The sequence below is a fragment of the Micromonospora sp. DT53 genome, assembly GCF_049841535.1.
In the GTDB taxonomy this organism is placed as follows: Bacteria; Actinomycetota; Actinomycetes; order Mycobacteriales; family Micromonosporaceae; genus Micromonospora.
The window spans coordinates 235,660-255,042 of record NZ_JBNCKM010000009.1 but is presented as its reverse complement, the minus strand read 5'-3'; the positions used below and the strand labels follow the sequence as shown (position 1 = coordinate 255,042).

Annotated in this window: 22 protein-coding genes; 14 read left to right on the top strand and 8 right to left on the bottom strand. The window is 71.6% G+C overall.

Annotation, left to right across the window (positions count from 1 at the left end):
• Positions 1–42: 42 nt before the first annotated feature.
• Positions 43–315, bottom strand: a complete 273-nt coding sequence (locus ACLQ3B_RS26500) for a DUF2795 domain-containing protein (protein WP_184186396.1) — start codon at positions 313–315, stop codon at positions 43–45.
• A 156-nt stretch (positions 316–471) separates the two neighbouring features.
• Here ACLQ3B_RS26500 and ACLQ3B_RS26495 point away from each other — a divergent pair, with 156 nt between their 5' ends.
• The 6 genes from ACLQ3B_RS26495 (at position 472) to ACLQ3B_RS26470 (ending at position 4,358) form a co-directional block, all read left to right on the top strand.
• On the top strand, positions 472–882 hold the full coding sequence (locus ACLQ3B_RS26495; RefSeq protein WP_425783402.1) for a DUF2267 domain-containing protein: 411 nt from the start codon (positions 472–474) through the stop codon (positions 880–882).
• Positions 883–1,102: 220 nt separating this feature from the next.
• Positions 1,103–2,128, top strand: a complete 1,026-nt coding sequence (locus ACLQ3B_RS26490) for a TerC/Alx family metal homeostasis membrane protein (RefSeq protein WP_425783401.1) — start codon at positions 1,103–1,105, stop codon at positions 2,126–2,128.
• Between the two features lie 75 nt (positions 2,129–2,203).
• Complete coding sequence (locus ACLQ3B_RS26485; protein ID WP_425783400.1) at positions 2,204–2,803, top strand: sulfite oxidase-like oxidoreductase; 600 nt, start codon at positions 2,204–2,206, stop codon at positions 2,801–2,803.
• A gap of 7 nt (positions 2,804–2,810) precedes the next feature.
• Complete coding sequence (locus tag ACLQ3B_RS26480) at positions 2,811–3,575, top strand: ferredoxin reductase (protein ID WP_425783504.1); 765 nt, start codon at positions 2,811–2,813, stop codon at positions 3,573–3,575.
• Between the two features lie 35 nt (positions 3,576–3,610).
• The gene (locus ACLQ3B_RS26475; protein ID WP_425783399.1) at positions 3,611–3,904 is read left to right on the top strand and encodes a DUF6510 family protein; all 294 of its coding nucleotides are present in this window, start codon (positions 3,611–3,613) and stop codon (positions 3,902–3,904) included.
• 34 nt (positions 3,905–3,938) lie between these two features.
• The gene (locus ACLQ3B_RS26470) at positions 3,939–4,358 is read left to right on the top strand and encodes a hypothetical protein (protein WP_425783398.1); all 420 of its coding nucleotides are present in this window, start codon (positions 3,939–3,941) and stop codon (positions 4,356–4,358) included.
• A 10-nt stretch (positions 4,359–4,368) separates the two neighbouring features.
• Here the strand turns inward: ACLQ3B_RS26470 and ACLQ3B_RS26465 are convergent, their stop codons facing one another.
• The 3 genes from ACLQ3B_RS26465 to ACLQ3B_RS26455 all read right to left on the bottom strand — a co-directional run bounded on the left by ACLQ3B_RS26465 (position 4,369) and on the right by ACLQ3B_RS26455 (position 6,469).
• The gene (locus ACLQ3B_RS26465) at positions 4,369–5,298 is read right to left on the bottom strand and encodes an alpha/beta fold hydrolase (protein WP_425783397.1); all 930 of its coding nucleotides are present in this window, start codon (positions 5,296–5,298) and stop codon (positions 4,369–4,371) included.
• A gap of 82 nt (positions 5,299–5,380) precedes the next feature.
• Complete coding sequence (locus ACLQ3B_RS26460; RefSeq protein WP_425783396.1) at positions 5,381–6,025, bottom strand: hypothetical protein; 645 nt, start codon at positions 6,023–6,025, stop codon at positions 5,381–5,383.
• Between the two features lie 99 nt (positions 6,026–6,124).
• On the bottom strand, positions 6,125–6,469 hold the full coding sequence (locus ACLQ3B_RS26455) for a winged helix-turn-helix transcriptional regulator (RefSeq protein ID WP_425783395.1): 345 nt from the start codon (positions 6,467–6,469) through the stop codon (positions 6,125–6,127).
• A 71-nt stretch (positions 6,470–6,540) separates the two neighbouring features.
• On the opposite strand from ACLQ3B_RS26455, the gene ACLQ3B_RS26450 reads away from it, so the two are divergent.
• From ACLQ3B_RS26450 to ACLQ3B_RS26430, 5 genes are all read left to right on the top strand, one after another.
• On the top strand, positions 6,541–7,305 hold the full coding sequence (locus ACLQ3B_RS26450) for a group II truncated hemoglobin (protein WP_425783394.1): 765 nt from the start codon (positions 6,541–6,543) through the stop codon (positions 7,303–7,305).
• Positions 7,306–7,402: 97 nt separating this feature from the next.
• Positions 7,403–8,125, top strand: a complete 723-nt coding sequence (locus ACLQ3B_RS26445) for a VOC family protein (RefSeq protein ID WP_425783393.1) — start codon at positions 7,403–7,405, stop codon at positions 8,123–8,125.
• An 81-nt stretch (positions 8,126–8,206) separates the two neighbouring features.
• The gene (locus ACLQ3B_RS26440) at positions 8,207–8,731 is read left to right on the top strand and encodes a GNAT family N-acetyltransferase (protein WP_425783392.1); all 525 of its coding nucleotides are present in this window, start codon (positions 8,207–8,209) and stop codon (positions 8,729–8,731) included.
• 88 nt (positions 8,732–8,819) lie between these two features.
• Complete coding sequence (locus tag ACLQ3B_RS26435; protein WP_425783391.1) at positions 8,820–11,030, top strand: glycogen debranching N-terminal domain-containing protein; 2,211 nt, start codon at positions 8,820–8,822, stop codon at positions 11,028–11,030.
• A complete protein-coding gene (locus ACLQ3B_RS26430; protein WP_425783390.1) occupies positions 11,027–12,328 on the top strand; it encodes an NAD(P)/FAD-dependent oxidoreductase in 1,302 nt (433 codons plus the stop codon). Before ACLQ3B_RS26435 ends, ACLQ3B_RS26430 begins: the two co-directional genes overlap by 4 nt.
• Before the next feature lie 19 nt (positions 12,329–12,347).
• Here ACLQ3B_RS26430 and ACLQ3B_RS26425 read toward each other — a convergent pair whose 3' ends face one another.
• The 3 genes from ACLQ3B_RS26425 to ACLQ3B_RS26415 form a co-directional block, all read right to left on the bottom strand.
• The gene (locus ACLQ3B_RS26425; protein ID WP_425783389.1) at positions 12,348–13,433 is read right to left on the bottom strand and encodes an AI-2E family transporter; all 1,086 of its coding nucleotides are present in this window, start codon (positions 13,431–13,433) and stop codon (positions 12,348–12,350) included.
• Positions 13,434–13,491: 58 nt separating this feature from the next.
• Positions 13,492–14,286, bottom strand: a complete 795-nt coding sequence (locus ACLQ3B_RS26420; protein WP_425783388.1) for a spermidine synthase — start codon at positions 14,284–14,286, stop codon at positions 13,492–13,494.
• A gap of 70 nt (positions 14,287–14,356) precedes the next feature.
• A complete protein-coding gene (locus ACLQ3B_RS26415) occupies positions 14,357–15,334 on the bottom strand; it encodes a DUF2267 domain-containing protein (protein ID WP_425783387.1) in 978 nt (325 codons plus the stop codon).
• Between the two features lie 200 nt (positions 15,335–15,534).
• Here ACLQ3B_RS26415 and ACLQ3B_RS26410 point away from each other — a divergent pair, with 200 nt between their 5' ends.
• Entirely contained in the window at positions 15,535–15,849 is a 315-nt protein-coding gene (locus ACLQ3B_RS26410) for a hypothetical protein (RefSeq protein ID WP_425783386.1), read from the top strand.
• Between the two features lie 75 nt (positions 15,850–15,924).
• Here ACLQ3B_RS26410 and ACLQ3B_RS26405 read toward each other — a convergent pair whose 3' ends face one another.
• Positions 15,925–16,263: an STAS domain-containing protein gene (locus tag ACLQ3B_RS26405; protein ID WP_425783385.1), complete on the bottom strand. Its 339-nt coding sequence runs from the start codon at positions 16,261–16,263 to the stop codon at positions 15,925–15,927.
• 212 nt (positions 16,264–16,475) lie between these two features.
• On the opposite strand from ACLQ3B_RS26405, the gene ACLQ3B_RS26400 reads away from it, so the two are divergent.
• Positions 16,476–18,233 (top strand): PP2C family protein-serine/threonine phosphatase, encoded by a 1,758-nt coding sequence (locus tag ACLQ3B_RS26400; RefSeq protein WP_425783384.1) that lies wholly within the window; start codon positions 16,476–16,478, stop codon positions 18,231–18,233.
• Positions 18,230–19,267, top strand: a complete 1,038-nt coding sequence (locus tag ACLQ3B_RS26395; RefSeq protein WP_425783383.1) for a cobalamin B12-binding domain-containing protein — start codon at positions 18,230–18,232, stop codon at positions 19,265–19,267. Before ACLQ3B_RS26400 ends, ACLQ3B_RS26395 begins: the two co-directional genes overlap by 4 nt.
• Positions 19,268–19,383 lie beyond the last annotated feature (116 nt).

Genomic DNA, 19,383 nt, shown 5'->3' with positions numbered 1-19,383 from the left:
TCGGGACGCTCCCGGGTCGGGCTGGTGGGCGGCACCGTTGGATCAGATGCCGCGCAGGTGCTGCGAGACCCGGTTGTGCTTCTTGTCCCGGGCCTGCTCGGCCCGCTGGGCGGGGCCCACCTCGGGCGCCGCCTCGATCCCCGCCGACCGGGCCACCTCGGTCCCGTTGGCGTAGTCGACAGGCGGCAGGGCGCGCAGCGCCTTCAGCACGTCCGGCGGTGCGCCCTCCCGTTCCGCCTCGCGGACCACGTCGTTCTTCTCGGCCGGGTAGTCCAGGCTCGACAGGTACTGCAGGACGTCGGCGTAGCTCGCCATGGCGTGGGCTCCCTCGGGCATCGATGTGGTGACGACCGGCGGCGGTTACCCGCCCGCCGGTCGTCCACGCCCGGGCGGCACAGGAAACCCGGCGCCGTTTCTCCTCGGCGTCTGCGGGTACCCGCAGACGCCGACGCGAGCCCAAGGGAGTACGCGATGAACTACGACACCTTCATCGACCAGGTTTCCCAGCGCACCGCCACGTCGTCCGAGCGGGCGGTCGAGCTGACCCGGGCCGTGTTGGAGACGTTCGCCGAACGGTTGACCGGCGGCGAGGTCCTGGACCTGGCCGCCCAGTTGCCCCAACCGTTGCAACTCGTGCTCAAACCGAGCCCGAGCACCGAGCAGGCGGACCGGTTCGGCGCGGTGGAGTTCGTCGCCCGGGTCGCGTTGCGCGCCGGTGTGCGGGAGCCGGCCGCCGAGGACGCCAGTCGGGCGGTCTTCACCACCCTGCGTGAGGCGATCACCGGCGGTGAGTTCGACGACGTGGCGACTCAACTGCCGCGTGACTATCGGGGTCTGGTCGAGCAGGCGATGGCCCCGGGCGCGACGCTGCGCCGCGGCTGACAACCGCAGTCGTACCGGGCACCCACAGCGGTTTACCAGGGCAACCATCGATGTCCCGCTTGGCGTGGCGATTCCGCCTGGCCTAACCTTGTCGTGCGAGGGGAGTACTTCCCACGAACCATTCCGGTCAGTACGGCGCGCCCGGCGCGCCTCGGGTGGTTGCCCACCAGGTGGTGGGTGAAGGAGACCTCGAACATGACGGTGTTCGAGGAGACCCCACATGAGCCAAGTGTCGTATCTGTCCGCCGCCAGTGACCTGTCGTCGGTGGGCACGCCCACGCTGTGGGTGGTCACCATCGTCGGGGTCATCCTGCTGTTGGTACTGGACTTCCTGGTCACGCGGCGCCCGCACGAGGTGTCCATGCGGGAGGCCATCGGCTGGTCGGCGTTCTACATCGCGCTGCCGCTGGCCTTCGGCGGCTGGATCTGGTCCCGCTTCGGCTCCCAGCAGGGCGTGGAGTACCTGACCGGTTACCTGGTGGAGAAGTCGCTCTCGGTCGACAACCTCTTCGTCTTCATGCTGCTGTTGGCGGCGTTCGCGGTGCCGGCGGTGCTCGCCCAGCGGGTACTGCTCTACGGCATCGCCGGCGCGCTGGTGCTGCGGGCCATCTTCATCGCCCTCGGCGCGGCGGCCTTGCAGACCCTCGACTTCGCCTTCCTGCTCTTCGCGATCATCCTGATCGCCACCGCGGTGAAGCTGCTGCGCGATGCCATGTCCGGGCATCAGCAGGAAGTCGACATCAACAACATGCGTTCGGTGAAGCTGCTGCGCAAGGTCATGCCTGTGGTCGACGACTACCACGGCGCCCGGATGACCGTCCGGCAGGGCGCGAAGCGCGCGCTCACGCCGTTCGCCCTGGTGGTGGTGGCGGTGCTGGCCACCGACATCGTCTTCGCGGTCGACTCGGTGCCGGCGGTCTACGGCATCACCGAGGACCCGTACCTGGTGTTCGCCACCAACGCGTTCGCCCTGCTCGGCCTGCGGGCGCTCTACTTCGTCCTGCACGCGGCGCTGAGCAGGCTGGTGCACCTCAGTTACGGCCTGGCCATCATCCTGGCGTTCATCGGCCTCAAGCTGGGTCTGCACTGGGCGCACGGCATCTGGGACAGCGTGCCGCAGATCCCCACCCTGGCCTCGCTCGGCGTGATCATCGGTGTGCTGGTGGTCGTCACGCTGACCAGCCTGCGCGCGACACGGGGCAGCGACCTGCCCGAGGACCGCAAGGTCGTCGCGGACCGGCACTGACCGCGCCGCGCCGGCTGACGACGGGGTACGCGGGAAAGGTCCCGCCCCGGCCGTCGCGGGTGGTACGACTGTGCAATGGGAATCGTGTCACCCGGCTTTCAGGGTCGGCCCCGCACTCAGGAGCCGGCCCTGCCGCCCGGCCAGTATCTGACCGAGGACTATCCGGTGCTCTCGGCCGGGCCGACGCCCCGGGTGTCCCTCGACACCTGGGAGTTCGTCATCTCCGCCGAGAACGGCAACGAACACCGGTGGTCGTGGCAGGAGATGATGGCCCTGCCGCAGGAGACCCCGACGGTGGACATCCACTGCGTCACCCGTTGGTCCAAGCTCGGCACCACCTGGCAGGGCGTCTCACTGGACACTCTGCTCGCCGACGTCGACACGGGAGCGCACTTTGCGCTCACGCACTCCTACGGCGGGTACACCACGAATCTGCCGCTGGACGACCTACGTGGCGGACGGGCCTGGCTGGTGCACACCTTCGACGGTGCCCCGCTGCCCGCCGAACACGGCGGTCCGGCGCGAATGCTGGTGCCGCACCTCTACTTCTGGAAGTCCGCCAAGTGGGTGCGCGGCATCCGGCTCAAGACGATGGACGAGCCGGGGTTCTGGGAGACCGCTGGCTACCACGACTACGGCGACCCGTGGCGCGAACAGCGGTACCAGGGTGACTGAGCGCGCCGTGGCGACGAGCACACCCTCCCGCGCGCACAACCGCTGGCAGGTCAGCCGGCTGGTGGAGCGCCGGGTGGAGACACGGACCGCGCAGACCCTGGTGTTGGAGGTGCCGGACTGGCCGGGGCACCTGCCCGGGCAGCACGTCGACCTGCGGCTCACCGCGCCCGACGGCTACCAGGCGGCCCGGTCGTACTCCATTGCCGGTCCGGCCGTGGACGGCCCGGGCGGCCCGCGCATCGAGGTGACCGTGCAGCGGGTGCCCGACGGCGAGGTGTCGCCGTACCTCATTGATGTTTTTGGCGAGGGCGACCCGCTGGAGGTCCGCGGGCCACTCGGTGGTTGGTTCATCTGGCGGACCGAGGAGACCGCGCCGGTGCAGCTCGTCGCCGGTGGCTCCGGCATCGTGCCACTGATGGCGATGATTCGGGCACGGCGGGCCGCGGGCAGCAAGGCGCCGTTCCGTCTGATCTACTCGGTGCGCACCCCCGCTGACGTGATCTACGCCGACGAGCTGCGCCGCCGGGTCCGCGACGACTTCGGGTTGGACATCGCGTACGTCTACACCCGCGAGGCGCCCGAGGGCTGGCGCGGTGAGCCGCACCGGATCGGGCTGGCGGACGTCAACACGCACGGGTGGCCACCGGACCTGGAACCGCTCACCTACATCTGTGGCCCGACCGCGTTCGTGGAGACCGTGGCCGACCTGATGGTGGGGCTGGGTCACCCGTCGCGTCGGGTCAAGACCGAACGCTTCGGCCCCACCGGCTGACCACCCGCTCACGCACGCAGTGTCGAGGAGATTCGATGACCGAGATGTCGTACATGGACGGCAACATGCTCGACGGCCCGATGCGTGAGCTGTTCACCGTCGACCTGAGCAGCGCGATGGGCCGCTGTGAAAACTGTGGGATGACCGGTTCGATGGCCAGCCTGCACGTCTACTCGCACGCACCCGGCCTCGTCGCCCGCTGCCCGTCCTGCGAGGCGGTGATGGTGCGACTGGTCCGTGGGCCCGACCGGGCCTGGCTGGACATGCGCGGCACCACCTACCTCCAAGTGCCGATGCCGATGGAGCAGACGTTCCCCGGCCCGCTCTGACGGAACGCTCGCCCGGCTGAGGCAAGATGGCCGGATGAACAGCGGGCGATGGCGTGGTGTGCCGCTCGCGGTCCGGTCCGTGGTGACCGTCGCGGTGCTGGTCTTCGCCTACGGCACCGCTGTGCACGTGGTGCAGCTGCTCCTGCCCCAGTTCGGGCCGCAGCTCGCCCTGCCCGGGTGGCTGACGTTCTACTTCACGTCCCTGACACTGTGGGATCCGTTGGCGGCGTTGCTGTTGGCCGCTCGCCGGGTGGAGGGCCTGGCGCTGGGCTGCGCGGTGCTGGTAACCGACGCGGCTGCGAACGGGTACGCCAACTACGTGCTGGACCTGGCGGCCGGTGTCACCCCGGGCCGGATCGGGCAGGCCGTCATCACCGCACTCGCAGTCGGCCTCGTCGCGCTCAGCCCGTGGCTGACACCGTGGTTCGCCCGGCCCGCGGTCCAGCGGCGCTGAGTCAGTCCCGCTACGGTGTCTCCCGGCTGGCCTGGGCGAGGACGGCGCGCACGGCTTCGACCACGGCGGCGGGTTGGTCCTTGTGGATGTAGTGGCCGCTGTCGGGCACCACGACGTGGACGCCGCGTGCGAAGACTGCGGCGGTCTGGTCGGCGAGGTCACCAGAGCGCTGTCGCAGGGCCGCGGGCTTGCCGTGGGTCGCGGTCAGGATTCTCATCGGTACGTCGGGGGCGGTCGACGTCGCGCGCGCGGCGCGTACCTCCCGGGTGCAGGTGTTGGCGAGGCGGTTCTCCGCACGAATGGTGGTGACCTGGGCGAACGTGCGATAGCTGGCCCGGTACGCCTCGGTGATCAACGCCTGGATCTCCAGGTCGTCGGTGCAGCGCTCAGCGAGCGTCCGGCCCATGTTCGCCGCGATCCGATCGAAGAGCCCGATGGCCTTGAGCACCGGGATGGCGTTGAACAGGATGTTCGATGAGACACGGAGGGCCAGTGGCACCTCTGCCGTGCTGTCTTCGTGGAACGGATCGAGCAGGACCAGGCCAAGAGTCTGGTCGGGACGGGCGAATGCGGCTAGTTGGGCGAGCAGTCCGCCCCAGCTGTGACCGACCAGCACGGCGGGACCGACGTCGTCCAGGAGTGCCACGAGGTCGCCCACCTGGGAGCCCAGGGTCAGCCGCGAGTGGGGGTCACTGGCGCCCAGACCGGCTCGGTCGTAGCTGATGACGCGGGACCTCTCGGCCAACGAGGGGAGGACGACCGCCCAGTCCAGCCCCACCTCGCCGGCACCGGAGACCAGGACGACCGGTGGCGTGGCGCTGCCGGCTGCTACCCACCGCAATTGTCGGCCGGACTCCCGCGTCAGCCGGCCACGGTCGACACCGGCCGGCACCAGGCTGGACAGCGCGGCGACGACGGGGTCCTGCGACTCGGTATCCATTCGACCTCCTCGTCACGGGGCTTCTTCGTCAACGTCAGCTCGGTCGGGTGCACGTGGTCCGGTGGCGAAGCGGGGGAGCCCTTCAGCGGCGGAGGAGATCGTAGGCTTCGGCGAGGCCGTCGGCCCACGGCGAGTCGTAGTCACGTTCCCACGCGCGGTGCAGACGGTCGCGGGTCGCGGCTCGACGTAACCAGTCGCCGAGGACGCTCGGCTTGTGGTTCGCGAAGTTGAGTCCGGCGACCAGCTCGGCCAGGTGACGGTCTGCCGGCGGGGTGAGCGTGGCGTCCCAGACGTCGAGGAATCGCTCGACGTGCTCGCCGGCCGCGCGAGCCGCGTCGAGGAAGGTCACCGGATCGGTGAATGACCCGAGCCGCGGCGGGTGGTCCGCCAGCAACGACCGCCACACCGCGTCGAGGTACGCGTCGATGGCCTCCTGCTCAACTCGCGGCCAGGTGCGCCACTCCTGATGGGGGAGTTTGCCCAGGACGATGTCCGGGTCGAGGTCGTCGGACCCGAGTAGGCGCTCCAGGAGTACGGGGAGCAGGGCCTTCACGTCCGCCCGGCTGCCGACCGTGTTGCCGAGGCTGATGGTCAGTGCGAACAGGTCGTGTTCGTCGACCAGCACGGAGCCCTCGCAGTGCGGGCAACCGTCGAGCACCGCACGGCGCGGGTACCGGGCGAACGCGTCCCGGACGCCCGACAGGGCCGCCATCAGCTCGTTCTCCACCGGCCGATTCTCGCATCGACGACTCACTGCGCGGTGCCCGCGAGCAGCCACCGTCCGACGGTCTTTCGACTGCTGCGGGGCCGCGTGGGGGGCGTCGGGTCAGGCAGCGGAGGTTTCGTCGATGGCGGTACCGGTACGTGCCGCCCGCGCGGCGCCCCAGTCGTACAGGGCCTGCAACACCGGCGCCAGGCTGAGTCCTTCCTCGGTGAGCCGGTACTCGACATGAGGTGGTGTGGTCTCGTGGTCGTGCCGCAGGACGAGCCCGTCGGCCTCCAACTCGCGCAGACGCTGGGTCAGCATCTTCTCGCTGATCCCGGGCATCCGGCGGCGCAGTTCGCCGTAGCGGTGTACTCCCTCCTTGAGATGGGCCAGGATCACCGGTCGCCATTTTCCGCCGACAACGTCGACGGCGAGCTCCACCGGGCAGTGGTATCGCCTAGGCATCGTGGCCTCCCTCGGCACGAACCAGATGGTGCGTACTTGATCTTCATTGCTGCGGGTGTTGAGCTGTAGCCATGGTGATCGAGTACATCAGGTACCGCGTGCCGCAGGAGCGGCTGGACGGCTTCGAAGCGGCGTACGAGCGGGCCGCTGGCGCGTTACGCGCCGCGCCGCAGTGTGTGGACTACGAGTTGAGCCGCTGTCTGGACGACCCCGCCTGCTACCTGTTGCGCATCAGGTGGACATCGGTGGACGAGCACCTGAAGGGGTTTCGCGGCGGCCCGGTGTTCGGGCAGTTCTTCGCCGCGATCAAACCGTACGTCGAGGACATCCAGGAGATGCGGCACTACGCCCCGACGTCGGTTGCCGGCCCCGGTGGCGCCGCGCCGCCGAGCTTGTACGAGTGGGCCGGCGGCACCGACGCGTTCATGAAGCTCTGCGACGCCTTCTACCGCCTGGTCCGCTCCGACGACCTGCTCGCACCGATGTTCGCAAACCTGGACCCCGACCACGCCCGGTACGTAGCGGTCTGGCTTGCCGAGGTCTTCGGCGGACCGGCCACCTACACGACGGAGCACGGCGGCTACCGTCACATGCTCGGCCAGCACCTGGGCAGGGCGATCAGCGAGGCGCAGCGTCGGCGGTGGGTCAACTTGATGATGGACGCTGCCGACGAGGTTGGCCTACCCGATGATCCCGAGTTTCGCGCCGCCTTCACGAGCTACCTCGAGTGGGGCACCCGGCTGGCGGTAGCCAATTCTCAACCGGACGCACACCCCGTCCGGCAGGCACCGGTCCCGCACTGGGGCTGGGGTGTGGCCCCGCCCTACCGGGGATGAACCCGCCGAAACTCGGGTGCGGTCGACCTGGCACACCCCTAGGCTCCCGCTCCGACGGCTGGCACGGCGTCCGGTCCGATGGGAGATGAGCGCAGCGATGACCGCACACCTGTTCGCGATCAGCTTCGACGCGAGAGAGCCTCTGCGGCTCGCGCAGTTCTGGTCCGGGCTGCTGGGGCGGGAGATCGTCGACGATCCACACGACGGTGTTCTGCTCCGACCCACCAACGACAACGAGTTCCACATCCGCTTCGCCCCGAACCAGCAGCCGAAGGTCGTCCAGAACCGGATGCACTTCGACCTGACCAGCAGTTCCCTGGAGGACCAGCAGCAGACGGTGGCCAGGGCACTGGAACTCGGCGCACGGCACATCGACATCGGCCAGGGCCCGGAGATCGATCATGTGGTGCTCGCCGACCCTGAGGGCAACGAGTTCGACGTCATCGCACCGGGTAACAACTTCCTCGCCGGCTGCGGGTTCGTCGGTGCGCTGGCCTGTGACGGATCGCAGCAGGTCGGGTACTTCTGGAGCGAGGCGCTGGGGTGGCCGCTGGTCTGGGACCAGGGCGAGGAGACCGCGATCCAGTCACCGAACGGCGGCACGAAGATCTCTTGGGGTGGTCCGCCGTACATGCCGAACGGAGGCAGGGATCGGGTGCGGTTCGACCTCGTTCCAGGTGTCGACGTCGACCCGCAGATGGAGGTCGAGCGTCTGCTCTCGCTCGGAGCGACCCGGGTCGACACCGACCAGGACGGGGCAGACCGGTTGGTGCTGGCCGACCCCGATGGTCAGGAGTTCAGCCTGCTGACGCCCCGCTAGCGCGATCATGCGACTGTGCGGCGCTACCCGCGCGGCGGCCGGTTGGACAACGGCGGCACCGGTCGGTCAGAGTGATCCGCCGTGAGATACCTGCGTACCGGTGGTCCCGCCGCGATCCGGCGGCCCCGGCCCACCGACTCCGACGAGTTCGTCGCCGCCGTGCGGCGCAGTCAGGACCTGCACCACCCGTGGTTGGCCGCGCCGGCCAGCCCGGAGGAGTACGAGCTGTACCTGCGCCGGATCCGTCGGCGCGACAGCGCGGGTTACCTGATCTGCGACCGGGCCACCGGTGCGATCGCCGGCTACGTGAACATCAGCGGGATCGTGCTGGGCGCGCTGCGCGGCGGCTACCTCGGGTACGCGGCGTTCCTGCCGTACAGCGGGACCGGGCACGCCTCGGCGGGTGTGGCCCTGGTGCTCGACCACGCGTTCACCTCGGTCGGGTTGCACCGGCTGGAGGCGAACATCCAGCCGGGCAACGAGCCGTCCCGTCGGGTGGCCCGCAAGCTCGGTTTCCGGTTGGAGGGCTTCTCCCCGGACTACCTGTTCATCGACGGCGCCTGGCGCGACCACGAGCGCTGGGCGATCACCGCGCCGCTGGCCTGACCGGCCGGCCGCCGCGCGGTGCCGCTCGCGCACCTTTCACCCGAACCGGGTGATGACGCTCCGTACTCTGCTTCCTACGGTGGGTGTCATGGCTGCCGTTCGCGCGACCCCTGCCAACCCCTTCCCCGACCTGGCCGTCGCGGACGCGGACAGCGCCGACCAGCGGGCCATCCCGCCCGAGTTGGGCCCCGACTCCCTCGCGGTACTCAGCGGGCCGACGTTTCTGTACTCCAACGCGTCCGGGGATGTGCCGACGGGCAGCATCGGTGGGCTCGTCCACCTGGACACCCGCCTGATCAGCGGCTGGAGCCTGACCGTCAACGGTAGTGAGCTGCTGGTGCTGCGCGCCAAGACCATCGAACACTATTCGGCGCAGTACGTGCTCACCAACCCGGAGTTGCCCGGGCTGCCGCCGAACACCCTGGGCCTGCGGCGCCTGCGCTACGTCGGCGACGGGTTCCACGAACGCGTGGAACTGGTCTCCTACCGACTGGAGCCGGTCCGGGTGGAGCTGCGGCTGGCCGTCGCCGCCGACTTCGCCGACCTGTTCGAGGTCAAGTCGAGGGTCCGGGACCGCTCCGCCGAGATCAGCCGTCACCATGCCGTGGACGGGTCCGAGCTGTGCTTCTCCTACCAGCGCGGCGACTTCTCCGCGCAGACCCGGGTGTGCTGCACGAAGCCGGCCGACAGCATCGAGGGTGACGATCTGGTCTGGGAGCTGGAGCTGGGCCCCCGCGAGGAGTGGCACGTCGACCTGCACGTGCCACTGCCGCCCGGGATGGGGGTGGTCGAGCCGGTCCGGGGCGACATCGCCGACGTCATCCACGGCCGGGCCGACGACCCGCTGCGCCGGTGGGTCGAGGACCGGGCGGTGCTGCGCAGCGACAACACGGCGTTGGAGCGCACCGTGCGGCAGTCCCGCAACGACCTGGCGGCCCTGCGGCTCGACCTGGAGGTCAAGGGCCAGCGGATTCTGCTGCCCGGCGCCGGGCTGCCGTGGTTCCTCGCCGTCTTCGGCCGGGACACCCTGATCACCGCGTACCAGACGCTGGTCGCCGGGCCCGCGCTGGCGAAGGGGGCCTTGCTCGCACTGGCCCGGCTCCAGGGCGACACGTGCGACGACTTCACCGACGAAGAGCCCGGCAAGATCCTGCACGAGGTGCGCAGCGGCGAGTTGACCCGCAGTGGCGAGAAACCGTTCGGGCCGTACTACGGCAGCGCCGACGCCACCCAACTCTGGCTGATCCTGCTCTCCGAGTACTGGCGCTGGACCGGCGACGACGAGACCGTCCGGCACCTGCGGGACAACGCGGTGGCCGCGTTGCGCTGGATCGACGAGTACGGCGACCGGGACGGCGACGGCTACGTCGAGTACGCCACCCGCTCGCCCGAGGGGCTGGGCAACCAGTGCTGGCGGGACTCCCCGGACGGCGTCTGCTTCGCCGACGGCAGGATGCCCGTGCTCCCGCTGGCCACCTGCGACCTGCAGGGCTACACCTACGACGCCAAGATGCGGCTGGCCGAGTTGTTCGACGGGCCGTTGAACAACGGCACGTTGGCGCGTCGGCTGCGCGACGAGGCCAACACCCTGTACGAGCGGTTCAACCACGACTTCTGGATCGAGGAACGGGGCGGCTACTACGCGGTTGCCCTGGACGGCGACAAGAACCGCGTCGATTCCAAGACCTCGACCATGGGTCACCTGCTGTGGAGCGGAATCGTCCCGCCGGAGCGGGCCGACGCGGTGGTGCGACAACTCATGTCGCCGGACATGTATTCCGGTTGGGGCATCCGCACGCTGTCCCGGGAGGAGCGGCTCTACAACGCGCTCGGCTACCACCTCGGCACGGTCTGGCCGCACGACAACTCGATCGCCGCGCTGGGCCTGGCCCGGTACGGCTACCGGGCCGAGTCGAACCGGATCAGTCTGGCGATGATCGAGGCGGCCGACCAGTTCGGTTACCGGCTGCCGGAGGCGCTCAGCGGGTTCGACCGGGAACGGCTGCTCTTCGCCGTGCCGTTTCCGACCGCATGCAGCCCGCAGGCGTGGGCGGCCGGCACGCCGCTGGCCCTGATCCGCGCCATGCTCGGCCTCAACCCGGTAAACGGCCGGTTGGTCCTCGATCCGGACGTCCCGCAGGAGCTGGGCCGGATCGCCGCCGAGCGGGTGCGGGCGTTCGGCCAACAGTGGGAGGTGGAGGCGACCGGCCGCAGCGGCCACGTCCGGCTTAGCCAAGGTGAGGGCGGGTCGCGCGTCGGACGTTTGTCGCGGGCTCCGACGGGAAACGGCCCGCAATGACGAAACCTCGTGTGGTGATCGTGGGGGCCGGGTTCGCCGGTTACCACGCGGCGAAGACGTTGAGCCGGATCGCCCGGGACCGGGCCGAGATCGTGGTGCTGAACTCCACCGACTACTTCCTCTACCTGCCGCTGCTGCCCGAGGTCGCGGCCGGGGTGGTCGAGCCCAGGCGGATCGCCGTGCCGCTGACCGGGACGCTCAAGGGCGTACGTGTGGTGGTCGGTGAGGCGGACCACGTCGACCTGCAGAACCGCTGGGTCGGGTTCACGCAGGCCGAGGGGGAGAAGAACCGGCTGGCGTACGACAGGTTGATCCTCGCCGTGGGCAGCGTCAACAAGCTGCTGCCCATTCCGGGGGTGACCGAGTACGCGCACGGCTTCCGTGGCCTGCCCGAGGCCGTCTACCTGCATGATCACATCGTCCGCCAGGTCGAGCTGGCCGAGCAGGCCGAGGACCCGGCCGAGCAGCGGGCCCGGTCCACGTTCGTGGTGGTCGGGGCGGGCTACACCGGCACCGAGGTCGCGGCGCACGGGCAGCTGTTCACTGACGCGCTGCACGCCCAGCGGCCCCGGCTCACCGTCCGCCCCCGCTGGATGCTGCTCGACGTGGCGTCCCGGGTGCTGCCGGAGTTGGACAAGCGGATGTCGGACACCTCGCACAAGGTGCTGGACCGCCGTGGGGTGGACGTGCGGATGGGCACGTCGGTGGCAGAGGCGACCTGCGACGGGGTCAAGCTCACCGACGGCGAGTACGTGCCGACCTGCACCCTGGTCTGGTGTGTGGGCGTGCGCCCCGACCCGTTCGTCAACGAGTTGGGCCTGCGGACCGACAGGGGTCGCCTGGTGACCGACGAGTTCCTCAACGTCCCCGGTTATCCGGAGGTGTTCGCCTGCGGCGACGCCGCGGCCGTGCCCGACCTGGTCAACCCCGGCAAGGTGTGCGGGATGACCGCCCAGCACGCGCAGCGGCAGGGGAAGCGGGCGGCGTACAACATCGCCGCGTCGTACGGTTTCGGCCAGCGCAAGCCGTACAAGCACCATGACCTGGGCTGGGTCGTCGACCTGGGTGGCAAGGACGCGGCGGCGAATCCGTTGCAGGTCAACCTGGCCGGGCTGCCGGCCAAGGCGGTCACCCGGGCGTACCACCTGATGGCGATGCCGGGAAACCGCACCCGGGTCAGTGCCGACTGGGTCTTGGACGCCGCGTTGACCCGGTCCGCGGTCCAGTTGGGGCTGGTGCCGGCCCACGCGGTGCCGTTGGAGAGCACCACACCCGAGGTCGCGAGCCGGTCCCGCTGAGCGGGGCAACCGGGCCAGGTCAGCTGGTCGGCCGCGCGGACCGCGCGGCCGGACCGGCCGGCGGGGCGGGCCGCAACCGGCGCGGGCCGTACTCGCGCAGCAGGGTCTGGATGATGCCGGCGGCGGGGATGGCCAGCAGCGCGCCGAGCAGGCCGGCCAGCTCCGCCGCGAGCAGCACGCTGACCAGCACGGTCAACGGGTTCAGCCGGACCGCGCGGGACAGGATGAGCGGCTGGAGCAGGTGGTTCTCCACCTGTTGGTAGATCACGAAGAAGACCAGCACCACCACCCCCGCGGTGGGGGAGTGCAGGAAACCGGCGCCGGCCGCGATCACCGCGCCGAGGGTCGCCCCGACCAGCGGTATCAGGTCGGCCACCGCCACCAGCAGGGCGATCACCGCCGCGAAGGGCACCCCGGTGAGGGTCAGCACCACGAAGGTCAACGCCCCGCAGATCGCGCTGATCAGCAGGTTTCCGGTGAGGTAGCCGGTGACGCTGCGCGACACCTCGCGGCCCACCCGGCGTAGCCGCTCGCCCTGACCGTCCCCGGCCGCCGCGAGCACGCCGCGGGTGATCCGCGGCGCCTCCAACACCATGAGGTACGCGAGCACGATGACCGTGACCAGCCCGGCGACCGACTCGACGACGCCGCGCAGCACGCCGACCGCGGGTTGGCGCAGCCGGCCTCCGAGGTCGCGCAGCTGTTCGGAGTGCTCGCTGACGTAGCGGCGTGCGCCGGTGCGCTCCAGCACCTGCCCCACCGGGCCCTGCCCCGCGCGGGCCTCCCGCACCAGCTCGGGCGCCCGGTCGGCGAAACGCCCCAACTCGCCGAACAACGGCACCAGGATGAGCGCGGCCAGGATCGCCAGCAACACGAACGCGGCGAGGAACACCAGCAGCGTGGCCAGGGCCCGACGCCGGACGAGGCGGCGTTGCAGCCGGTCGACGAGGGGTTTGAGGGCGACGGCGAAGAACGCGGCGACCACCGCCCAGACCAGCACCCGCCGGGTCGCGTACACGAAGCCCAGCGCGAGCGCGGTCGCCAGCACCAGACCGATCACGATCAGGGTGCGGCGGCCGGTCGCCCCATCGTCGGCGTTGCTCATCCGACCGGCCTTCCCCGCCCGGGTCGTCGGAAACCCGGCATTGCGGGCGCAACGGCGATCAGTGGCGGGAGCTGTCGTCCGCGTCGGTGACGGGCTGGGCGCCGGCGACGAACGTGTCGAGCGCGGCGGCGTGCAGCAACCCGCCGGGCACCGGGTCGCGCAGGGCGGCCACCGCCAGCCGGGCCACCGGCAGCCCGCCGGGGCGGGAGGTCGCGGCGAGCACCAGATTGCCGTACCTGCGGCCGCGCAGCATCCGCCGGTCGCCGACCACGCACACGTCGGCGAACACCGCCCGCAACGTGGCCACCTGAACCCGGGTGTCGACAAGTGGCGGCAGGTCCGTGACGTTGACCAGGTACAACCCGTCGGGGCGCAGGACGCGAGCCACCTCGGCGGCGAACTCGACGGTGCGGACGTGCCGGGGCATCCGGGCCGCGCGGTAGATGTCGGCGATCACCAGGTCGTACTGGCCGTCCCCGGCGGCGGTCAGGGCGTCTCGGGCGTCGGCGACCTCCACCCGCACCTGCGGCGGCAGCGGCGGCAACTCCCGGGCCACCAGCTCGACCACCGCCGCGTCCCGCTCGACGACCAGTTGCGGGGAGCCGGGCCGGGTGGCGGCCAGCCAGCGGGGCAGCGTCAACGCGCCGCCACCCAGGTGCAGGACGCTCAGCGGGGCACCGGCCGGCGCCGCCACCTCCACCGCCGAGGCGATCCTCCGGACGTACTCGAAGTGCAGGTGGCGGGGATCCTCGACGTCCACGTACGACTGCTCGACCCCGGCGGACAGCAGGGTCCGCCCGGTCCGGCGGACCGGGTCGGCGACCAGTTCCAGCCGGTCGGCGGCGCGGTTCATGTCCGGCACGCTAGCCGAGCCCACGGTCCACCCGGTCGGTGGCCCGGCCCGTCGATGTCGCGGTGGCCGGTCAGCTGCCAGCCATCCCGGCCCCCACCTCGTCGATCGCGTCGTCGATCTGGCGGGCGAGGTCCACGTCGAGCGCGGTCACCCCGTTGGCCTGGTTGGTCCGCACGGTCAACACCGCGGCGGTGTCTCCCGGACGCCCGATGCTCGGGCCGCGGCCGCTGTCCTGGCGCAGTCGGTCGAGCCGGGCGAGCACCCGGTCCAGGTTGTCGGGCGGCAGCGCGACCACCCGGTAGAGGCCCTGACTGTCGCCGGCCCAGTAGGGCAGGTCGTCCAGCGCCGCGTCGATCTCGTCGGCGTCCAGGGTGGGTGTGGTGGTGGAGGCACCCACGAGGCCGCCGCCGGCCTCCGGCGGGTTCAGCAGGTCCCGCAACCCGTCGGGCACGTGCAACGACTCGACCAGGTCGCCGTCCTGCTCGGCGAGCGCGGCGATGGTCGCCTCCGCCTGGTACCGGGCCTGCTCCGGGGTGTTGCCGCTGATCCGGCCCACCTCGGCCAGGAAGCCGGGCAGGTCCTGGTGCCGCTCGATGCCGTCGACCGGCAGCACGTCGTGCAGCGACGCCGGCACCGCGGCGAGCAGCCGCTGCCGCTCGGCGGCCTCCAGGGCGAACGCGAGGACCAGCACGGTCGCCTCGGTGCCCACCTTCGCCGTCTTGAAGTCGACCCCGGCGCGACGCCGGACCTCGTCGACCAGTTCGTGGTAGCCCATGCCGCGCACACCGGCCGCGCCGCTCGGCGGGGACGGCTGGGGTCGCGGATTGTCGGCGCTTCCGACCGGCGGCGGTGCCGGCCCCCCGCGCGTGGTGTCCGGTTTGTGCGGTCCGGCCGCTGGTGGGCCGGCACGCTTGCCCGCATCGAGGCTCTTGAGCTGCTTGGACGCGCTCAGGCTGGCGCCGATCTCGCTGGGCTGGCGACGCTGTTCGCGGGCCTGCCGGGCCAGCGCCCGGCGCCTCTGGTTGTCGCCCTCCATCTGCTTGCGCATGGTGGCATCCCTTCCGCTGGGGATCGTGCCTGCGCCCGTCGCCTTCCCGCCGTCGCGGAGGACGAAACGGAGGCCGCCGGCCGGGTCGACCCGGCCTCCAGCACGCTTCATCCGGCCGGGGTGAGGGTTGCTCACCCACACGGCCCGCACGCTTGGCCCAGGACCGGAGTTCTTCCGAGGTACGCGGAAGGAAGGTCGTCATGAAGGAGATCGTCGAGATCGTCCCCGCCCGACCCGGGTGGTACGCCCGCTGGCAGCTCACACCCGAGGTCACCAGGTGTTACCCGGTGAGCCTGTGGGCGCTGCTGGAGGAGGCCGACGGGACGGGCCGAGAGGTGATCGGCATGGACTGCGTCGGTCAGTGGCCCGGTGCGGACGACAACGAGGCGGGTGGGCAGTTCGTCCGCTACCTGTACCAGACGCCCGATTCGGGGGAGCCCGAGGACATCGACGCGACCCCGATCGGCCAGCTGCGTGAGGACGGACCCCGGCTCCAGCCGATGACGGCACCCTAGACATTCCTCCGGCCCCCGACCCCAGGTCCCAGGGTCGGGGGCCATCCCCGTTCGCTTCCGGGGGTGGCCCGCGGATCAGCCGATGGCGCGCACGTCGCCGTCGGCGTACGCCTCGGCCAGCAGCTCACTCAGGCCCGTGCGGTCCAGCATCCGCTGCAGCTGGCGGCTGACCCCGATCAGTCGGATGGCCCCGGCGGCGCGCTGCACCACAAGCAACGCGCTGAGCCCGGAGGAGTCGCAGAGGGTCACCCCGGTCAGGTCGACCAGCACCGGGGCCTCGCCGTCGCCAGGCAACTCGGCCGCCGTGGCGACCAGCTCGGGCGCGGAGTCGTAGTCGAGTTCGCCGGTCAGCCGGAGTCGGACCTGCCCGGCGGCGAGCCGGGTCGTCTCGATGGTCAACAGCTGGTCGGGCATCCCACCATTCTCCCTGTGCGGCGACGAAACGCAAAGCGGTGGGCGGCGGCGCGCCCTCGTGGCCCTGGTCCGCCGCCCCCGCGGTGGGGGGCCCGCCACCCGCCGTGAGATGCCGCTATCCGGGTTCGGGCGTAGGGTGGGCTGCAGAGTTTCGACCGTGGACGCCGGTTCCGGCACGGGTTCGGTGAACGAGAAGGAGTGAGGCTCAGCTGGTGACTGCTTCCGACGTCAGGGACTGGGACCCGGGCGACGGACGGCTCTCCACGCCGAGCACGACACGACCCTCGGCGTGGTCCGCCGACGTCCGCCGCCCCAGTGCCGGCCTGCCGCCGCTGGCCCCCGACCGGGGTCAGGCCACGCCCGACTGGTTCGAGGTCGTCGAGCACTTCCGTGAGGGTCTGGTGGTCTGCGACGCCGACGGCGTCGTGCGCCACGTCAGCCCGGTGGCCGAGCGGTTGCTCCCCGAGGTGACGCCCGGCGAGCTGCTCAGCGCGGCCGGCGTGCCCGGCCTGAGCGAGGGCGACGCCGGCGGCTTCACCCATCGCGGGCACCGGCTCACCGCCCGCCAGGTGCCGCTCTCCGGTGCCCGCTGCTGCTGGTACGTCGAGGACGTCACCGACAGCGTCAGCCGCGCCGACGCGCTGCTCGCCGAACGGGCGCGCTCGGCGTTCCTGGCCGTGGTCGGCGACAAGCTGGGCAACCCTCTGCACCCGGACCGGGCCGCAGCCGCGGTCGTCCGCCTCGCCGTGCCGACCCTGGCCGAGGTGGCGGTGCTGGTGCTCGCCCCACGTGCCGGGCGCGCCCGCTGGTGGCGGGCCTCGCGCGCCGACGACGAGTCGCCGACGGTGGACAGCGGCGTGTTGGCCGGCGGTGAGCTGCCGGCCGCCATCGCCGACGGGTTGACCGGGGCCGAGCCGCACGCGGTGGACTGGCTGGTCGAGCAGGCGGTCGACGCCGGTTGGCTGCCGGGGCTCGCCGGCACCGAGAGCGCCGCCCGGGTCGTCCCGCTGCCCGGCCGTGACGCCCCGGTAGGTGTGCTGTTGGTGGCCCGGCGTGCCACCCGCTGGTACGACGAGGACGACGTCGAGCTGGTGCGCGCGTTCGCGGCCCGTGCCGGCGCGGCGTTGTCCACCGCGCTGCTCTACCGCGACCAGGCGGAGGTCGCCGACACCCTCCAGGCCAGCCTGCTGCCGGTCGAGCCGGTCGAGGCCGTCGGCGTGCAGTGGGGCACCGCGTACCGGCCCGCGCAGGCGGGGCTGCGCATCGGCGGCGACTTCTACGGTTCGCACCGGCTTCCCGACGGTGGCTCGGTGTTCTTCCTGGGCGACGTGTCGGGCAAGGGCGTCGAAGCCGCCGTCTTCACCGGCCAACTGCGCCAGTGCCTCCAGGCGCTGCACCGGTTGGAGTCGCAGCCCGGGCGGTTGCTGCGGTTGCTCAACGACGCGCTGCTGGAGACCACCCAGGCGCACGGCCAGGGCCGTTTCGCCACGATCGTGCTCGGCGTCGCCCGCCAGGAGCGCGACGGTGGCCTCAGCCTCACCATGGCCGGCGGCGGGCACCTGCCACCGCTCGTGCTGCGCGCCTCCGGCGAGGTGGAGACGGTGGCGTTGCGCGGGATGCTCATCGGGGTGGTCCCCGACCCCCGCGTCGGGGAGGTGACCGTGCGGCTGGCGCCGGGCGAGACCTGCCTGCTCTACAGCGACGGCGTGACCGAGGCCCGGGGCGGTCGGCGTGGCGGCGAGCAGTTCGGCCCCGAGCGGCTGATCACCGCGCTCACCGGCTGCCAGCGGATGCCCGCGCCGGCCCTGGCCGAACGGGTCGAGCAGGTCACCTGCGACTGGCTGGCGCAGGGCGACCACGACGACATCGCCGTGCTGGCGCTGCGGGCGGCCGGCCCGAGCGGGCGCGGGGCGCGGCACCTGCACTCGGTGCCCGCCGGCATCGACCAGACGGCGGGAGCTGACGCGTGACCGCCGCCGCGGTCACCGCCGACCTCGGCGACGCGTACACCGGCTATCTGGACCATCTCGCCGACGCCGACGAGTACGCGGCGACCGACCTGGCGATCGGCCTGCTCGACGCGGGCGTCCCGGCGGAACGGGTGCTGCTCGACCTGGTCGCGCCCGCCCAGGCCGAGGTGGGCGAGCGGTGGGCGCGCAACGAGTGGAGCGTCGCCCAGGAGCACGCCGCCACCCACATCAGCGAGCAGGTGGTGGCGGCGGTGTCCGCGCACGTCAGACCGCAGCCGACCGGCGGCCGGGTGGTGGTCGCCTGCATGGACGGCGAGTGGCACGCGCTGCCGCCCCGGCTGGTGGCCGAGGTGCTGCGGTTACGCGGGTGGCAGGTGACCTTCCTGGGGGCCAGCGTGCCCGCCGCGCACCTCGTGTCGTACCTGCACCGTTACGACGCGCACGCGGTCGCGCTGGCGTGCGCGCTGCCGATGCGCCTGCCGTACGCCCATCGGATGATCGAGGCCTGCCGCCGCTCGGACGTGCCGGTGGTGGTCGGCGGGCGCGGGTTCGGCGCGGATGGCCGGTGGGCGCGCCGGCTCGGGGTGGCCTGGGCGCCGGACGCGCCTTCGGCGGCCGAGCTGATCGCCGACGAGCGGGCGCTGCGCGGGGTGCCGCCGGCGCGGCTGGCGCACCTGACCGACGACGAGTACGCCAGCCTGGTGCGCCGTCGCGGTGAGCTGATCGACAGCGCGTTGGCCCAACTGCGGGATCGGGTGCCGGCGGCACGGGCGTACACCGCCGCGCAGCTCGACGCGACAGTCAGCGACCTCGGCCACATCGTGGATTTTCTGGCCGCGGCGGTCTACGTCGACGACGCCTCGTTGTTCACCGAGTTCGTGGAGTGGCTGTCGGTGATCCTGAGCAGTCGTGGGGTCCCCATCGGGGCGGTCGCCCTGCCGTTGGAGCACTACGCCGCCGCGTTGCGGGACTTCCCCCGGGCGGCACGGGCGCTGGCGCTGGGATGTGCGGCCCTGCCCGGCGCGGCCCGCTGACCGACCCGCCGGTGGCATCCGGATCGATCACCGCGCGCGACGGTGCGGTGGTCAGCTCTGCGTATACTTGCCGGACTGCAAACGTCCCACCCCAGGGTGGAGCGAGGGGGAGAACG

What these genes read in the sequence shown, in the direction of transcription:
- ACLQ3B_RS26500 (WP_184186396.1), bottom strand. Translation starts at nt 315, where the DNA reads ATGGCGAGCTACGCCGACGTCCTGCAGTACCTGTCGAGCCTGGACTAC.
- ACLQ3B_RS26495 (WP_425783402.1), top strand. Translation starts at nt 472, where the DNA reads ATGAACTACGACACCTTCATCGACCAGGTTTCCCAGCGCACCGCCACG.
- ACLQ3B_RS26490 (WP_425783401.1), top strand. Translation starts at nt 1,103, where the DNA reads ATGAGCCAAGTGTCGTATCTGTCCGCCGCCAGTGACCTGTCGTCGGTG.
- ACLQ3B_RS26485 (WP_425783400.1), top strand. Translation starts at nt 2,204, where the DNA reads ATGGGAATCGTGTCACCCGGCTTTCAGGGTCGGCCCCGCACTCAGGAG.
- ACLQ3B_RS26475 (WP_425783399.1), top strand. Translation starts at nt 3,611, where the DNA reads ATGACCGAGATGTCGTACATGGACGGCAACATGCTCGACGGCCCGATG.
- ACLQ3B_RS26470 (WP_425783398.1), top strand. Translation starts at nt 3,939, where the DNA reads ATGAACAGCGGGCGATGGCGTGGTGTGCCGCTCGCGGTCCGGTCCGTG.
- ACLQ3B_RS26465 (WP_425783397.1), bottom strand. Translation starts at nt 5,298, where the DNA reads ATGGATACCGAGTCGCAGGACCCCGTCGTCGCCGCGCTGTCCAGCCTG.
- ACLQ3B_RS26455 (WP_425783395.1), bottom strand. Translation starts at nt 6,469, where the DNA reads ATGCCTAGGCGATACCACTGCCCGGTGGAGCTCGCCGTCGACGTTGTC.
- ACLQ3B_RS26450 (WP_425783394.1), top strand. Translation starts at nt 6,541, where the DNA reads ATGGTGATCGAGTACATCAGGTACCGCGTGCCGCAGGAGCGGCTGGAC.
- ACLQ3B_RS26445 (WP_425783393.1), top strand. Translation starts at nt 7,403, where the DNA reads ATGACCGCACACCTGTTCGCGATCAGCTTCGACGCGAGAGAGCCTCTG.
- ACLQ3B_RS26435 (WP_425783391.1), top strand. Translation starts at nt 8,820, where the DNA reads ATGGCTGCCGTTCGCGCGACCCCTGCCAACCCCTTCCCCGACCTGGCC.
- ACLQ3B_RS26430 (WP_425783390.1), top strand. Translation starts at nt 11,027, where the DNA reads ATGACGAAACCTCGTGTGGTGATCGTGGGGGCCGGGTTCGCCGGTTAC.
- ACLQ3B_RS26425 (WP_425783389.1), bottom strand. Translation starts at nt 13,433, where the DNA reads ATGAGCAACGCCGACGATGGGGCGACCGGCCGCCGCACCCTGATCGTG.
- ACLQ3B_RS26420 (WP_425783388.1), bottom strand. Translation starts at nt 14,286, where the DNA reads ATGAACCGCGCCGCCGACCGGCTGGAACTGGTCGCCGACCCGGTCCGC.
- ACLQ3B_RS26415 (WP_425783387.1), bottom strand. Translation starts at nt 15,334, where the DNA reads ATGCGCAAGCAGATGGAGGGCGACAACCAGAGGCGCCGGGCGCTGGCC.
- ACLQ3B_RS26410 (WP_425783386.1), top strand. Translation starts at nt 15,535, where the DNA reads ATGAAGGAGATCGTCGAGATCGTCCCCGCCCGACCCGGGTGGTACGCC.
- ACLQ3B_RS26405 (WP_425783385.1), bottom strand. Translation starts at nt 16,263, where the DNA reads ATGCCCGACCAGCTGTTGACCATCGAGACGACCCGGCTCGCCGCCGGG.